Origin of the sequence: Labrenzia sp. THAF191a (assembly GCF_009363335.1) — a bacterium.
Classification (GTDB): domain Bacteria; phylum Pseudomonadota; class Alphaproteobacteria; order Rhizobiales; family Stappiaceae; genus Roseibium; species Roseibium algicola.
The window spans coordinates 5,269,762-5,286,214 of sequence record NZ_CP045333.1; the positions used below are offsets into that span (position 1 = coordinate 5,269,762).

Genomic DNA, 16,453 nt, shown 5'->3' on the forward strand with positions numbered 1-16,453 from the left:
AACCAAAGGTATTTAGACGACGCGCCTTCATCCTGCCTGGGCAGCCTCCAAAGCAACCGGAGGGTCGTCCGATTGCATAGTGCCGCTGGAAAGGGTCATGCCCTTGGCAAACAGGCGTCCAAGATCCGCTTCGGAAAGCGGCCTGGAAAACAGGTAGCCCTGCACTTCGCTTGTGCCGAGACTTTTTAGAACGGACAGTTCCTCTTCCGTTTCAACGCCTTCGACAACGCAGGCAATGCCCATGTCGCGGCTGAGGGCCAACAGCGACTTGACGATGCCATATCCGGCTGTATCCGGCCGAATACCGTGGACGAAACTGCGATCGACCTTGATGCAGTCGAGGGGCAACTTGTGAACATGGGAAAGGCTCGAATAACCGGTGCCGAAATCGTCGAGTGACAGACGGATCCCGGTTTCCTTCAAGGCCAGGATCGCCCGGCTCGCTTCCTTGAAATCCCACATCACGGAAGTTTCCGTCACTTCGCAATGCAGTCGCCCTGGCGCAAATCCGAAGCTCTCCAACAGGTCGAGTATCTCCTGCACGAAACCACGGGACGACAGGTTGCTTGCCGACAGGTTGAAAGACAGCTTCAGATCGGCTGGCCAGTGACGAGCGGCTTCAAGCGCCTTGCGCAACAAGACCAGCGTCAGCCTGTTGATCACTCCGCAACGTTCGGCAATGGGGATGAACTCACCTGGCGGCACATTGCCCAGCAACGGACTGTGCCAACGGGCAAGACATTCCACACCCGTAATCCGATTGTGTGCCACATCCACGATCGGTTGAAAGGCAACCGACAATTCGGCTTCAATGTCCGCCGACTGCAGCGCCTGGGTAACTCTGGCGTGGGACAGCATCTGTTCGCTGTGGCGCGGTCCGAAGACGGCAACCGGCTCGTTCCGATTGAGTTTTGCTTCCTGGAGAACGTAGACGGCGTGTTCCAGCAGGTCCGTCGGTGACAGAACGCTTTCATCCAGATGAGCTATACCGGCGGCATAGTTCAGCTTCATGCTGGCTTCCGGCAGTTGGCAACTCTCTGAAAACAGTTCGTCAAAGAAACTGCTGACGTCCGAAAAGGCTACTTCGTCCCCAACGGCTAATAGTGCGAATTCTTCACCGGCAATCCGGGCCACGAACATTTGCGGTGCAAGTTTGGATTTCAGCCGCCGCACGACCTCAAGAAGGATCTGATCTCCGGTGTTGAGCCCATAGATGTTGTTGATGGCCCTGAGGCCTCCCAGATCGAATACACATAACGACAGCGGTTCTCCCGACTGGCGAGCCGACCTGAAGCTTTGGTCCAGTTCCAGAAGAAAGCAACGCCGGTTCGGCAGACCGGTCATGTGATCGTGGTTCGCGATGTAGTAGTTCAGATCACTCAGTTTCTGGGTTTCATCCTGCTTGTGTTCCAGTTCCTCGGAATGACGTTTCAGATCCCTGCCTGTGCGGATCAGTTTGATGAAGCCACGATAGTGGTTGTTCAGGATGAAGAAGGCCCCCATGGAAGCCGCTATTCCATAGAGCGCGAAATAGGTGAAGACATGCTCACCTGCGATGGCAAAGTATATAAAATACAAGGTGTTGGCGCAGAAGGCGTTGATGAGGGCAACCGCGCGAAAATGGATCAGGCAGAAAAGCAGCACCAGATTGGCGACGGCAATCGTGAAGACCACCTGAACCTGCAGGTATGGCCCGCCATAGGGAAAAAGCGACAGAACCCAGATCGAGAAAATCGCAGGCGAAACCACCGCCAGGACCTTGGCCTGCTTCTGCCAGGCAAGAATTTCGGCGTGGCTCGGCGTTTCTTTCTGACGCCTGCGAACCGTCACGATCCGCTGCACGGCGAAGGCGGACACGAGTAGCGGCACCACAAGCGTCAGAGCGATCGGAGCAACCGACCAGTGCGTCACCGATAAACCCCAGCCGCCAGCCAGGCTCATCATGTAGAGAAACGGTGTCTGGCGCTGGATGAACTGATATTGCGCAAGGGCAACGTCCGGATCGCCACTATCACCAGCAACCCACGTTTTGAAAGCCGTCAAGGCCGACGTCAACCAGTTTGAACCCATTCAGGCATGTTCCAAAGTTTAACCGGGCATCGGTAAAATCCGCAGCCTTTCTTGGATTAATACCGCTCTCTCCTTGACATGACATTAAGGAAGATTCGCAGTTTTCGATATTTTACTTCGAGTTTTTCTTTGAATGGACTTCTTGCTCGCACGCCTTCCGTACTCTCCTGCCCTCGCCTGCGGTGGATAGAAATTCACCCACAGACGTGTGAAATCCGTTGAAAATCCGCTGTTCCCGGCCATTCGAGGCAGTTAGCGAATTGCACCTCGTGCCTGAAACAGCTAGCAAGCAAGTATGGGAAAAGAGACGACACCGCCGCCAAGCGGCATTGAGAGCATCAATCTCAAGAATGCGCTGGAAGAGCGCTATCTGGCCTATGCACTGTCGACCATCATGCACCGGGCCTTGCCGGATGTGCGCGACGGTTTGAAACCGGTGCACAGGCGCCTGCTTTACGCAATGCGCCTTTTGAAACTGGACCCTGGGTCCGGCTTCAAGAAATGTGCCCGTGTTGTTGGTGACGTGATCGGTAAATACCACCCGCACGGCGACCAGGCAGTTTACGATGCCCTCGTTCGTCTCGCCCAGGACTTCGCGCAGCGCTATCCGCTGATCGACGGACAGGGCAACTTCGGCAACGTTGACGGCGATAACGCGGCAGCCATGCGTTACACCGAAGCACGAATGACCGACACGGCCAAACGGCTGCTGGACGGCCTGGACGAGAACGCCGTTGATTTCCGCGAGACCTATGACGGTGAGGACAAGGAGCCGATCGTTCTGCCGGGCGGCTTTCCGAACCTTCTCGGCAACGGTTCGTCGGGCATTGCCGTTGGCATGGCGACCTCCATTCCGCCGCACAATGCGTTCGAGCTCTGTGAGGCGTGCCAGCACCTGATCAAGAACCCGAATGCGGAAACCGGCGAGCTGCTGGAGTACATCAAGGGCCCGGATTTCCCGACCGGCGGCCTTCTGGTGTCGGACCAGGGGTCCATTCGCGAGGCCTATGAAACCGGACGCGGCAGTTTCCGCGTTCGCGCACGTTGGGAAGTGGAAGATCTCGGCCGCGGGCAATGGGCGATCGTCGTCACCGAGATCCCCTACCAGGTGCAGAAATCACGCCTGATCGAAAAGATCGCCGAACTGCTGACGGCGCGCAAGCTGCCGCTTCTGGACGATATCCGCGATGAATCTGCCGAAGATATCCGCATCGTCCTGGTACCGCGTTCGCGCAATGTCGACGCAAACATCCTCATGGAATCCCTGTTCAAGCTGACGGACCTGGAAAATCGGTTCTCCTTGAACATGAATGTCCTTTCCATGGGCAAGGTGCCGATGGTCATGGGCCTGAAACAGGTCCTGCGCGAATGGCTTGATCACCGCAAGGAAGTGCTGATCCGCCGTTCCGAATACCGTCTCGGCCAGATCAACCATCGTCTGGAAGTTCTGGAAGGCTATCTCGTCGCCTATCTGAACCTGGACGAGGTCATTCGCATCATCCGCGAAGAGGACGAACCCAAAGCCGAACTGATGCAGACTTTCGAGCTGTCGGACGTTCAGGCGGAAGCCATCCTCAACATGCGCCTGCGCTCCTTGCGCAAGCTTGAAGAAATGGAAATCCGCAAGGAACACGACAAGCTGTCGGCCGAGAAGGACGACCTGACCAAGCTGCTCGGTTCCGATGCGCGTCAGTGGACCAAGATCTCCAAGGAAATTGCGGAAATCTCCAAGGTCTATGGCCCTGAAACCGAAATCGGCAAGCGGCGGACCGACAAGTCCGAAGCTCCGGAAACGGACCTGATCGACATCCAGCAGGCAATGATCGAAAAGGAACCGATCACCGTGATCATTTCCGAAAAAGGCTGGATCCGGGCGATGAAAGGTCACCAGACGGACCTTTCCGGTGTTGCGTTCAAGCAAGGCGACAAACTGAAACTGTCACTCCACGCCGAGACGACGGACAAGATCCTGCTGTTTTCCACCGGAGGCAAGTTCTTCACGCTTGGTGCCGACCGCCTGCCTGGTGGACGAGGCCATGGCGAGCCGATACGTCTGATGGTGGAAATGGACGAAGCACAGGACGTGGTGAATGCCTTCGTTCACAAGCCTGGCCGAAACCTGCTCCTGGCAACCACCGAAGCGCGTGGTTTTGTCGTTAGCGAGGACGACGTCGTTGCCAACACGCGCAAGGGCAAGCAGGTTCTCAACCTCAGCGCTCCGGCGGAAGCCTCGATCTGTGTCGAGGCATCGGGTGACCAGGTGGCCATCATCGGTGAAAACCGGAAGCTGCTGGTATTCCCGATGGCACAGATCCCGCAAATGGGTCGCGGCCGCGGCGTGCGCCTGCAGCGCTACCGGGACGGCAACATCTCGGACATTCGGGTCTTCAAGGGCGAAGACGGCCTGACCTGGACCGACAGTTCCGGCCGCAGTTTTACCCGGACAATGGAAGAGCTTGCGGACTGGCGCGGCGAACGCGGTCAGGCCGGTCGCCTGCCGCCCACGGGCTTCCCGCGGTCGAACAAGTTCGGGCCAAGCAAGCTTTAAGGCAAAGCCCCGGTCGTTTTCCGATCGGGCTAAGCCATGCTGGCGGCGCAAAGCTGCCGCCAGTGACCGGGTGTCATCCCGAATGTTCGCTTGAAGTGACGTGTCAGATGACTTTGATCCGCAAAGCCGCTGGCAAAGGCCGCGTCGGCAAGTGACGCTCCCTGATGCAACTCCGTCTTGGCCTTCTCAAGACGCCGCATGACGAGATACCGGTGCGGGCTCGTTCCAAAGACCTTTCGAAACTGCCGCGACAGGGAAAACCTGTCCATCTGCGCCAGGTCCTCCAGTTCCTCCATGGCTACACGGTCTGCACAGCCTTCCCTCAAGTACTCGGCGCAGGCCTTGAGGGACGGCCAGTTCAATGAGGAGACACCTGCCATGCGGTCATCGGCATGACGAGCCAGGCAAGCTGCCAGATCCGCAATCAGGCAGTCACGCCGGAAAGGACCCATTTCGTGATCGATATCGGTCAGGGCGTCCGCCAGATCTTTCCTGAAGCCTGCATCGGAGATGACGGGTGAGCCGATAAACGGCAGGCGCGCGTTGCCCGAGACAGCCAGGGTTTCACAAATCAGCTCCGGTGGAATGTAGATCATGCGGTAGCGGAGCCCGCGTTCAGTCCCAGCACCACCATCATGCAGTTCGTCCGGATGAATGACGATCACCTGCCCCGGCAGCGAAGCACGTTTCTCACCGCGATAACTGAAGGTCTGTACGCCACTCATGGTCAAACCGATGGCGTAGGTGTCGTGCCGGTGAGGTGTAAAGCCATTGCCGTGAAACCGGGCATCAATGCGCTCGATCCCCTCTTCCGGTGGCCCTACCTGGATCCTGTCCGCTTTCACTTCGCACAAACGTTCAAGACCACTCGGCTTCGGCTCCGCTAGGTCCTTGCTTTCGCCTTCAAGATGAAATCCCCGCGTGGAGTTGAAAGTCATGTTCGAAACCAAGTTCGTCGTTGTTGTCCGAGAAGATCTCGCTGTCTGGCAGAAGCTGAATGTGACTGCTTTCCTGTCAACCGGCGTTGCCGCTGCAAAGCCCGGCATAATCGGCGAACCCTATAGCGATGCGGCGACCAATGTCTATCACCCGATGAGTGTTCAGCCGATCATCGTCCTGAGTGCCGACGCAGAAACACTCGGCAAGATCCACAAGCGGACGCTGGACCGTTCGGTTCCGGCAAGTCTTTACATCGAGGAAATGTTCACCACGGGCCATGACAGTGCGAACCGGGAGGTCTTTTCGCGGTTTGGCCCGGACGACGCGAAAGTGGTCGGCATTGCCTTTCATGCGGACAAGAAGGTCGCAGACAAAATTTCCAAGGGCGCGAAGATGCATGCCTGAACACCTTCTAACTTTGCCGGCCTCGAAAATTCCCTCCCTCCCGCCTTCTTCAAAAGTCGGATCAATCTTCACTCGACTGCGCATGTCTTTTCCGGGCACTGTGGGGCAAAGAAAACCCGGGAGGACTCATGATAGGGGCGTTCACGTTCAACACCAGTCAGCGCATCGTCTTCGAAAATGGAGCAGCTGCAAACCTGGCAAGCCACGCGGCTTCCTTTCTGGGGCCGCGCCCCTTTCTGGTAACGGATCCCGGCATTGTTTCCCTCGGCCTGCAGGCGTCCTGCGAGGCATCCCTGGTCGGAGCGGGGCATGAAATCGCCCGGTTCAGCGACGTCGTCGCCGATCCGCCACGGTCCCTGGTCGATGCCGCCGTGGACGCGGCCCGCTCGCACGGCGCAACGTCGATCATCGGGTACGGTGGAGGTTCCTCCCTGGATGTCGCAAAGCTTGTTGCGCTGCTGCTGGGCAGCAACGAGGATCTGGACGAAGCCTGGGGCATAGGAAACGCCAAGGGGCCACGACTGCCCCTGATCCTCGTTCCGACCACAGCAGGAACCGGCTCCGAGGTCACTCCGATCTCGATCATTACAGTGGGGGATGAGGAAAAGCGCGGCGTCGTTTCTCCTTTCCTTCTTCCCGACCTTGCGATCCTCGACCCGCTGCTGACGCTTGGCCTGCCAGGCCCGGTCACTGCGGCGACAGGGATAGATGCCATGGTCCACGCGATCGAGGGATACGCCTCGAAATCCGTGAACAACAACCCCGTCTCCCGAACGCTTGCCGTTGAAGCCTTGAAGCTGCTTGGCGCCAACATTGAAAAGGCCGTATTCACACCGGACGACAGGGACGCACGTGGCGCAATGTTGCTCGGCTCCATGCTTGCCGGCATGGCCTTTGCCAATTCACCGGTGGCCGCGGTTCATGCGCTTGCCTATCCCATCGGCGGCACGTTTCATGTCCCTCACGGGCTATCCAACGCGCTGGTTCTGCCCCATGTCCTGAAGTTCAATAACACCGTTGCTTCAGAAACTTATGCCGAGATTGCGCCAATTGTTTTCCCTGCACTTGCCGAGGTAAGCGACGCCAGGGCGCGCTCTGATCTGTTCGCAGATAACCTGGCAGACCTGGCAGTAAAACTGGGCCTTCAAACACGCCTGCGCGATGTCGGCATCAGCGAGACCGATCTGCCCAAAATGGCGAGCGACGCCATGAAGCAAACCCGCCTGCTGGTCAACAACCCGCGGGAACTTGGCGAAACGGACGCGCTTGAAATCTACAGGGCGGCGCTATGAACTTCACAGCTCCTCCACAAGCGGCCAGACCGGAACCTCTAAACAGGTCCGAATTCAAAGCTTTTCAACATATCCCCACAAGGTGGATGGATGTGGACATCTACGGGCACGTCAACAACGTTCAGTATTTGAGCTTTTTCGATACGGCTGTTAACAGCTGGTACGTTGATAAGAAACTGCTCGACCCGCTAAAGAGCCCCGAGATCTTTCTGGTGGTGGAAACCGGCTGCCATTACTTCGCCGAACTAACCTTTCCCGCCATCATATCCGCAGGACTGAAGGTTGAAAAACTTGGCTCAACTTCTGTAATTTTCAGGGTTGGATTGTTTGCCGGCGAAAGCGAGACGACAGCAGCTCACGGCCGCTTTGTCCATGTCCACGTGGCCCGTGAAACTCGCAGACCGTGCCCTATTCCCGACTGGAAACGGGAAATCCTGGAAGGTTTGACGGCTTAGATACCGGACAAGTCTGTCGAGACGGTTACACTGCGAATGCTCACAGGCAATCCACGGGAAAAGTCCGGGATGGGCGTTTCCACTACCCACAGGCACTGCACAGCTCTTCCACACGTTATGCGCAAGCTTTCAACAGGTTACGCACAGTCATGGAATTGTCACGCAGCGCCGCTGTGGATAGCAGTAATCAGCTGAAGTTCTTCATCAAGCGGGACTTTTCGCGCTGCCAATCGCGTTTCTTCTCAGTCTCGCGCTTGTCATGCAGCTTTTTACCCCGGGCAAGGGCCAATTCCAGCTTCGCCCGGCCCTGCTCATTGAAATAGAGCTTGAGCGGGACAATCGTCTTGCCGTCCTTCTGGACGGCACCAGCCAACTTGCCGATCTCGCGCTTGTGCAACAGCAATTTTCGCGGACGGCGCGGTTCGTGATTGAACCGATTGGCCTGCAGGTATTCCGGAATATAGACGTTGTAGATCCAGATCTCGCCCTTATGTTCGGCGGCGTAGGATTCTGCAATATTCGCCTTGCCGTTGCGCAGGGATTTGACCTCCGTGCCTTTCAGCTCGATGCCTGCTTCCAGCGTATCTTCGATTTCGAAATTGAACCGGGCTTTCCGGTTGTCGGAAATGATTGTCCGCCCCGGATCGCCCCCTTTTCTCGGAGCCATTTTTTTCCTTCCGGCGCCAGCGCCTTGAAGTTCGGTTCGTCTCGAAAAGGCAAACAATCGAGACGAACGTCAGTTCCCGGCAGCCAGTGCCATTCCTTTTCCGGTCAGTTGATCAGCCCTGCGTGTGCCATTGCAGCGCGGATCTCGGCTTGTGCTGCTTCCGTCACCGGCAGAAGAGGCAGCCGCAGCTCTTCGTCCACCTTGCCAAGCAGGGAAAGCGCATATTTTGCGCCGCCCGGGCTCGGTTCCAGGAACATGGCCCGGTGTAGCGGCGCAAGGCGGTCCTGGTATTCCAGCGCCTTCTTGTAGTCACCGGCAAGCGTGGCAGCCTGGAATTCGGCACACAGGCGCGGTGCAACGTTTGCGGTCACCGAAATGCAACCGACACCACCATGAGCATTGAAGGCAAGTGCGGAGATATCTTCACCGGAAAGCTGGACGAAATCCGGTCCACACAGATGGCGCTGACGGCTGGCCTTTGCCATGTCAGCCGTTGCATCCTTGACGCCCTTGATGTTCTCGCAGGTTTCAAACAGCTCTGCCATCGTTTCCGGCAGCATGTCGACAATCGACCGGCCTGGAATGTTGTAGATGAAGATCGGGATGCCGACGGCATCGTTGACGGCCTTGAAATGGGCCTTCATGCCAGCCTGGTTCGGCTTGTTGTAGTAAGGCGTCACGACCAGCAGGGCATTGGCGCCTGCCTTTTCGGCGTGTTGTGCGAAGTCGATTGCTTCGATCGTATTGTTGGAACCTGCGCCCGCCATGACAGGAACGCGGCCCGCGGCCGCTTCTACACACAGTTCGACAACCCGCTTGTGTTCATCATGGGTCAGCGTCGGGCTTTCGCCGGTCGTGCCCACGGGCACGAGACCGGAGGAGCCTTCAGCGATCTGCCAGTCCACGAACTCCTGAAACCGTTTCTCATCGAGCGCTCCGTCCTTAAACGGGGTAATCAGCGCTGGAATTGAACCTTTAAACATCTCGGTTTCCTCTTGGATGACTGTCGTGGTTCCGACGGGCGGAAGGGCATCTGTTTCAGATGGAGGCGCAACATACTCATCTGCCGAACAAGGAGCAATGGTTCCAATGCTATAGAACTGCTGCTTTTCGACTTTTCTTGCCTTAACTGCGCTCTTCCAGAGACACCTGGTCTCATCTTTTCAATGCCTGATACGAAGTCTTCCTATTGGCACCCGCCCGCAATCCACTCTATCTTTGAAAAAAACAACTTTTGGATGGAAACGTTACGGGAGACACCCATGACTTCTGCGCCGCAAGAAGCGCTTGTCAGCTCCAGCACCGCCCCGATGCCCCCAGTTGTAGACTTTACCTGGAAAAGTCCGGATGGCCTTACTTTGTCAGGCTGCGAGTGGCCGTCTGCCAAACCGGCACCAGAAGGGACAGCGTCGCCAATTCCCGTTCTCTGCCTGCCGGGACTTTCCAGAAATACGCGAGATTTCAATGAGATCGCGCGTTTCCTTCAAACGTACGGCCACAGGGTCATCGCCCTCGACTACAGGGGACGGGGCAAGAGCGACTGGGATCCCGATTGGCGCAACTACGCCTTGACCGTTGAAGACAAGGACATCGATGCTGCCATTGCGGAACTTGGACTGGACCGTTTTGCCGTTCTTGGAACCTCACGTGGTGGCTTGCATGCCCTGGCAATGGGCTTGCGTTATCCCGCATCCCGTATGGCAGCCGTGATCTTCAATGACATCGGTCCGCATATCGAGATGCGCGCGATCCACCGGATTGCCGCAACACTCGGCCACCATATGAAATGCGCCTCCCATGAAGACGTCGCAGCCAACCTGGAACACACGCTCGGATATCAATTCCCTGCCTTCGGGAAGGCCGACTGGCTCAAACTGGCCGGTCAGCTTGCGAGCGAGCAGGACGGACATGTGATGATGGACTACGACCCTGCCCTCGCCCATCAATTGGCAAGTCTCGATGATGCCACGCCCACACCCGACCTCTGGCCTCTTTACGAAAAGCTGACCGACAGACCGGTTCTGGTGCTTCGCGGCGAACATTCGGATCTGCTGAGCCCGGAAACATGTCGGCGTATGACGGACAACCACCCGAATGCCACAGCAAAAACCATTCCCGGCCAAGGGCATGCCCCTGTTCTGTGGGATGGCGAGACGCACAAGACGATTTCGGATTTTCTGAAAAGCGTTTGAACCTGGTGGCCACCTGGCCTTGTTCCGCTTAGCTCTTCTGAGCTTCTGAGCTTCTGAGCTTCTGAGCTTCTGAGCTTCTGAGCTGTAGCCGACACTATATGCGTCGCATTTTACAGATCTTTTTGCCCGACAAGACAAAAGAAAACCCGGCGTTTCCGCCGGGTTTCCCATCAAACCTCGATTGAGGATTGATTAGAAGGTGCGCTGCATACGAACACCGAAGAGGAGTTCGTCAACGTCAGACGCAGAGCTCGGGTCGGTGTTGGCGTAACCAACGTCAGCACCCATTACGAAGCCAGAGACCGGCTCCCACTGTACGGAACCGTCGATTGCCCAACGGGTCAGGTCGGTTGCACCAGCCGGCTGATCGATGTCCATGTAGGAACCGTCAAGTGCCAGACCGATCGTGGAAGTTGCCTGGATGTAAGCACCAGCCGACAGGGAGTAGCCGGTGGAGGTGCCGCTGGTCGGGCCGTAATCGGAGACTGCTACGCCGCCAACGGTGCTGCCTGCGCCGATGTAGGACAGAGCGCCGTCTGCGTAGAAGCCCTGGAAGAAGATGTTGGAGCCCGGGGAAGCCATCGGGATGTTGACAGCAACACCACCGCCGATTGCCCAACCGAAGGAGTCGTCAGCACCGTTGTTGGTTGCGCCGGTCTGGTGTGCGTTTGCACGATCCGGGTAAACCTGGTGCAGAGCACCGGACAGCTGTGCAGAACCCCAACCCTGGGAAACGCCGAGAGCAGCGACCAGGTCCGGTGCACGAGTGCCGCCGTAGGTGCCAACTTCACGATGCGAACGATCTTCCAGAGCGATCGTAGCGGAGAAGCCGTTGCCGAAAGCTGCGGTGTAAGCGATCTGGTTGACCGTCTGGTCGGACCAGTTACGGGTAACAACACCCATGAAGGTCTGACCGGTGAAGATGTCGAAGTTCGAGGTCAGAAGACCTGCGGTCAGGCCGCCCCACTGGATGTAGGCGTTGTCGAGCGTCGAGGAACCAGCACCGTTGGTGACGGTGGAGTACATGGAGACGTATGCACGCAGGGTACCGAATTCGGTTGCAGTGCGAGCGTCCAGGTACAGGTAGCCACGAGACAGCCAGGAGTAGCCGTCAGAATCACGGTTGCCCCAAGCGCCGTTGTCCAGCGTGTTGTTGACGATTACCTGGGTACGAACACGGCCGCCAACGCGGAGGCAGGTTTCGGTGCCCGGGATGTAGTAGAAGCGTGCGCCGTAAGCGTCACAGACGCGAACGTAATCAACCGGCTCCGGAGCAACCGGAAGATCGGCTGCCTGTGCGGTGGTGGCAGCAGCAGCAGCTGCAGCGCCGAGCATCAAGCTCTTGAGTTTCATATCTGACCTCCAATCAGTCATTTCAATTGGCACCAAAGAAAAGCGCCATTGTCCCCGCGAATTGTTTCTGAGTTTGCCACCGACCGGAGGTTGGACGTCCGAGGCAGACAAATCAGTGCGGCCCGAAGCCGCTCGCAAAGATGACCATACGCATCCAATTTCCCGGTTCAACACAGAATACGGTTTGCACCTACCGCAGCGGCTGTTTTCAAAAACCGGTGTTGCGCGAATGTCACAAAATCAGATCGGAAATTTAGAAACTGTTAGGAATCTCGGCAAAAATCGCCGATTTGACCGGCACTTGACCGGGAGGCTACAGGCCTCGCCCCATGCGGATTCTCGGGGAATCAAAATGGGGACGGCCCGGCAGATTGAAGCCTGCCGGGCCGCGTGACTGACTGGAGTTCAGAGGATCACAGCCAGAAATCTAATCAGATGATTAGAAAGTGCGCTGCATACGAACACCGAAGAGGAGTTCGTCAACGTCAGATGCGTTGTCCGGGTCGGTGTTGGCGTAACCAACGTCAGCACCCATTACGAAGCCAGAGACCGGCTCCCACTGTACGGAACCGTCGATTGCCCAACGGGACAGATCGGTTGCGCCGTTCGGCTGATCGATGTCCATGTAGGAACCGTCGAGAGCAAGACCGATCGTGGAAGTTGCCTGGATGTAAGCACCAGCCGACAGGGAGTAGCCGGTGGAGGTGCCGCTGGTCGGGCCGTAATCGGAGACTGCTACGCCGCCAACGGTGCTGCCTGCGCCGATGTAGGACAGAGCGCCGTCTGCGTAGAAGCCCTGGAAGAAGATGTTGGAGCCCGGGGAAGCCATCGGGATGTTGACAGCAACACCACCGCCGATTGCCCAACCGAAGGAGTCGTCAGCACCGTTGTTGGTTGCGCCGGTCTGGTGTGCGTTTGCACGATCCGGGTAAACCTGGTGCAGAGCACCGGACAGCTGTGCAGAACCCCAACCCTGGGAAACGCCGAGAGCAGCGACCAGGTCCGGTGCACGAGTGCCGCCGTAGGTGCCAACTTCACGATGCGAACGATCTTCCAGAGCGATCGTAGCGGAGAAGCCGTTGCCGAAAGCTGCGGTGTAAGCGATCTGGTTGACCGTCTGGTCGGACCAGTTACGGCTAACAACACCCATGAAGGTCTGACCGGTGAAGATGTCGAAGTTCGAGGTCAGAAGACCTGCGGTCAGGCCGCCCCACTGGATGTAGGCGTTGTCGAGCGTCGAGGAACCAGCACCGTTGGTGACGGTGGAGTACATGGAGACGTATGCACGCAGGGTACCGAATTCGGTTGCGGTGCGAGCGTCCAGGTACAGGTAGCCGCGAGACAGCCAGGAGTAGCCGTCAGAATCACGGTTGCCCCAAGCGCCGTTGTCCAGCGTGTTGTTGACGATTACCTGGGTACGAACACGGCCGCCAACGCGGAGGCAGGTTTCGGTGCCCGGGATGTAGTAGAAGCGTGCGCCGTAAGCGTCACAGACGCGAACGTAATCAACCGGCTCCGGAGCAACCGGAAGATCGGCTGCCTGTGCGGTGGTGGCAGCAGCAGCAGCTGCAGCGCCGAGCATCAAGCTCTTGAGTTTCATATCTGACCTCCAAAAGTCAATTTTCATTGGAACCGAACCTGATCCTCAAGGACCTGGCGGGCTCCATCCCCGCGATTTCGTACAAAAACAATTCAGTCGAAAAAGTCCGAACTATTTTTTCTGGCGATTACTCGCCGTCGCAGGGCTTAAGAACCAAACTCGAGTTGGCACAGCAAGTCCAAACTGCTGTCTGTCAGCACTGTCAGGCAGCTGTGTGTTTTTTCTGCAACATGCTGTTTTGCAACCAGTTTTTCATTACCCAAGGGAACCACCAAACAAAAACTCGCGTAAAATCCCGGGAAAATCACTATTTCGCGATGAGACACCCCAACCCCACGCCTTCAAAACGCAACACAGAAAAACAAAGAACTTCCGTCAAGAAATATAAGACTCAATCAAAAATTAGTTCATACTTTTTATTTCGAATATATATGCCTTTCTTATTTGAGATATTTTCTTAATTTATACTTTGTTAACACGTGAAAACAAGATCAATGGAGAATTTCGACCTCCTTCCCCTGAGGAAGATTCGACACCACTCAGACGAGTGGAGAAAATCCACTAAAACCTCACCAAGGTAGGTGTTTCTTGTCTTCCACATACTTTGTCGCGGGATTCGATGCTGAAAGATTCGCCCCACGGCGATGAAACCGCATGTTTTTCGGAAGATTCGCTCAATCCATGCGAACTCTCGCAAAACAAGCGGATGCGCAGGCAGGTCATGTCGATGCGCGTCTTTGATGAGACCGGACGGCGGGCCTTGACGCGATGCTGACAATAAAGGGGGGCGATTTGGCGCGCTGTTGTGCGATTAGCGCAAGAGAACCGTTATTCCAGCACTGTTGCCGTTGGCATCGAGCACCGTCACATCCGCGAAACCGGGCGTGTCCGGCTGCCAGACAAGTTGCCTTTCCCGCTGCCCTGTGTGGAGAGGGCGTCCGTTCACAAGGAAGGAGAACGGCCCGGCACCGCCCTTGAACTTGACGACCAGCGGCTGCGCCGACTGTTCCAGCGAACTGTCCCGTGCGAACCCGAGATCCAGCTCTGCTCCGTCCGGGGGATAGGATATCTGCAAGGTGTCACCCGTGCGAACCGTGCCGCGGTTTTGTGGCAAGCGGGCGAAGCGAAGCGGTTCGGGAACCTGTTGTCCGGCGATACTCATGGCTTCCGCCGGACCGTCCGGAAGCGGAACCCTGTCGGGTCCCAGGATCTGAAACGTCTCGAAGAGAATAGGTACGGCGACCGAAGCTCCCGTCGCCCCGGGCACTGGTGTGCCATCCGGGCGCCCCGACCAGATCGCCACCACATGACGACCGTCATAACCGACAGCCCAGGCGTCACGATAGCCGTAGGCTGTGCCGGTCTTGTAGGCGACGTGATGAGTTTCTGCACTTTGCGGCTGCGGCAATCCGGAAAGAATATCCCCCACCATCCAGGAGGCCTTTTCCGAAAGGACACGGGCTGAAGACACCGGCGAGGTACCCTCTTCGCAGTCTTTGCGGCAAACGGACAGGGCAACCGGCTCGCCACCTCGAGCCATTGCCGCGTAGGCCTGGGTCAGGTCCCGCAAGGACATGCCGAGACCGCCAAGGCTGATGGCAAGCCCCGGTGCGATGCCTTTCTCCATAACGGGATTGGCACCCGCGCGTTTCAGCCGGGCAATCAGCCGTGCCGGCCCGACTGCTTCCAGCAATTTCACGGCCGGTGTATTGAGCGACAACTGAAGGGCTTCGCGCAGGGTGACTGTGCCCTGGTAGGACTGGTCGAAGTTCGTCGGCTGGTAGCCACCAATGTTGGTCGCCCGGTCTTCAATGAAACTTTCCGGCAGACCGACACCTTCTTCAAAGGCAAGACCATAGATGAACGGCTTCAGCGTTGATCCGGGCGAACGTGTGGCGCGGGTCATGTCGACATGCCCCTGACGGCGCGTGTCCAGAAGGTTCGGCGCGCCAACACTTGCCAGAATTTCTCCGCTCTGGTGATCGGCGACCAGAATGGCCAGCGAAACTGGCGATGGCATCGTCTCGCTCTTCCGTCTCGCCAGGGATTCGATCGCACGCTGAAGCTCAAGGTCGATCGTCAGCCGGTGGACAGGCAAGAGAGGTGCATCGGCACGCGCCTGCCGGCTTTCGTGCGGCGCCAGGAATGGCATTGCATAACGTGTGGTCCGGACCGGTTCATTTGCAGCCGAAGCCGCATCCTCTTTACCAAGGACACCAGCCAGAGCTGCCCGGCGCAAGACACGGTTGCGGGCCTTGCGCGCCTGCTCTGGAAAACGGTCCGGCCGCCGCGCCTCCGGGCTTTGCGGCAATGCCACCAGCAGCGCAGTTTCCGCCGGCGTGAGACGCCCAGGTTCCTTGCCGAACCAGGTAAGGCTTGCCGCCCGAACCCCCTCCAGGTTGCCGCCAAACGGCGCCCTGAGAGCATAAAGCCGCAGGATATCTTCCTTCGAAAACTCCGCTTCCAGCTGAACGGCCCTGAGAAGCTGCTCGTATTTACGCTCAAGCGACTTCGTCGGCTGCTCTTCCAGCAAACGCGCAACCTGCATGGTCAGCGTCGAACCGCCGGAAACTATTCGGCCGCTCCTGAGACTTTGCAGGGCAGAGCGAGCAAGTGCCAGCGCGTCAAACCCGCCGTGTTCGTAAAACCGCTTGTCCTCGAAGGCCAGCAGCATCCGGAAGTAAAGCGGATCGATTTCCGCCAGTTCCACCGGCAAGCGCCACTTGTCGTCCTGGCTGGTGAAAGCCCGCAAAAGGCGGTCGTTCCGGTCCAGAACGACAACCGACAGAGGCAGGTCGCCGACACGGGGCGGTGCGGACAGCGACGCATAGTCGTGCCCGACCTTTGTAATCAGGCAAACAGACAGCGCGGCGGCACCAAGACCGGCGGCAGCGAACCACCGCCGGATCATGAGCCAATTCCGCCGCGCCAA

At 57.6% G+C, this 16,453-nt stretch carries 12 protein-coding genes; 5 read left to right on the forward strand and 7 right to left on the reverse strand.

The annotated features are described in order from the left end of the window. Window positions 1–27: 27 nt before the first annotated feature. Entirely contained in the window at window positions 28–2,043 is a 2,016-nt protein-coding gene (locus FIV05_RS24270; protein WP_173013930.1) for an EAL domain-containing protein, read from the reverse strand. A gap of 322 nt (window positions 2,044–2,365) precedes the next feature. Between FIV05_RS24270 and parC the strand changes: the two genes are divergently transcribed. After that, window positions 2,366–4,618, forward strand: a complete 2,253-nt coding sequence (gene parC / locus FIV05_RS24275) for a DNA topoisomerase IV subunit A (protein ID WP_055653428.1) — start codon at window positions 2,366–2,368, stop codon at window positions 4,616–4,618. Between the two features lie 29 nt (window positions 4,619–4,647). Here parC and FIV05_RS24280 read toward each other — a convergent pair whose 3' ends face one another. Further along, complete coding sequence (locus tag FIV05_RS24280; protein WP_152511286.1) at window positions 4,648–5,556, reverse strand: AraC family transcriptional regulator; 909 nt, start codon at window positions 5,554–5,556, stop codon at window positions 4,648–4,650. On the opposite strand from FIV05_RS24280, the gene FIV05_RS24285 reads away from it, so the two are divergent. The 3 genes from FIV05_RS24285 (at window position 5,555) to FIV05_RS24295 (ending at window position 7,709) form a co-directional block, all read left to right on the forward strand. Beyond that, entirely contained in the window at window positions 5,555–5,962 is a 408-nt protein-coding gene (locus FIV05_RS24285) for a DUF2000 family protein (protein WP_077290276.1), read from the forward strand. The two genes, FIV05_RS24280 and FIV05_RS24285, sit on opposite strands and share 2 nt — an antisense overlap. A gap of 128 nt (window positions 5,963–6,090) precedes the next feature. Continuing rightward, a complete protein-coding gene (locus FIV05_RS24290; RefSeq protein WP_173013931.1) occupies window positions 6,091–7,254 on the forward strand; it encodes an iron-containing alcohol dehydrogenase in 1,164 nt (387 codons plus the stop codon). Next, on the forward strand, window positions 7,251–7,709 hold the full coding sequence (locus tag FIV05_RS24295) for a thioesterase family protein (protein ID WP_152511287.1): 459 nt from the start codon (window positions 7,251–7,253) through the stop codon (window positions 7,707–7,709). Before FIV05_RS24290 ends, FIV05_RS24295 begins: the two co-directional genes overlap by 4 nt. 187 nt (window positions 7,710–7,896) lie before the next feature. Here FIV05_RS24295 and smpB read toward each other — a convergent pair whose 3' ends face one another. Both smpB and dapA read right to left on the reverse strand, forming a co-directional pair. Beyond that, window positions 7,897–8,376 (reverse strand): SsrA-binding protein SmpB, encoded by a 480-nt coding sequence (gene smpB / locus FIV05_RS24300; protein WP_023003773.1) that lies wholly within the window; start codon window positions 8,374–8,376, stop codon window positions 7,897–7,899. A 104-nt stretch (window positions 8,377–8,480) separates the two neighbouring features. Then, window positions 8,481–9,359 carry a 4-hydroxy-tetrahydrodipicolinate synthase gene (gene dapA, locus FIV05_RS24305; RefSeq protein ID WP_023003772.1) on the reverse strand — a complete coding sequence of 293 codons (879 nt, stop codon included), beginning with the start codon at window positions 9,357–9,359 and terminating at the stop codon, window positions 8,481–8,483. A gap of 279 nt (window positions 9,360–9,638) precedes the next feature. Between dapA and FIV05_RS24310 the strand changes: the two genes are divergently transcribed. Continuing rightward, complete coding sequence (locus FIV05_RS24310; protein WP_152511288.1) at window positions 9,639–10,568, forward strand: alpha/beta hydrolase; 930 nt, start codon at window positions 9,639–9,641, stop codon at window positions 10,566–10,568. A gap of 192 nt (window positions 10,569–10,760) precedes the next feature. On the opposite strand, the gene FIV05_RS24315 is transcribed toward FIV05_RS24310, so the two are convergent. The 3 genes from FIV05_RS24315 to pbpC form a co-directional block, all read right to left on the reverse strand. After that, window positions 10,761–11,921, reverse strand: coding sequence for a porin (locus FIV05_RS24315; protein WP_152511289.1), 1,161 nt, complete (start codon window positions 11,919–11,921; stop codon window positions 10,761–10,763). A 439-nt stretch (window positions 11,922–12,360) separates the two neighbouring features. Then, the gene (locus tag FIV05_RS24320) at window positions 12,361–13,521 is read right to left on the reverse strand and encodes a porin (RefSeq protein WP_152511290.1); all 1,161 of its coding nucleotides are present in this window, start codon (window positions 13,519–13,521) and stop codon (window positions 12,361–12,363) included. Between the two features lie 811 nt (window positions 13,522–14,332). Next, window positions 14,333–16,432: a penicillin-binding protein 1C gene (gene pbpC / locus FIV05_RS24325; RefSeq protein ID WP_209009776.1), complete on the reverse strand. Its 2,100-nt coding sequence runs from the start codon at window positions 16,430–16,432 to the stop codon at window positions 14,333–14,335. Window positions 16,433–16,453 lie beyond the last annotated feature (21 nt).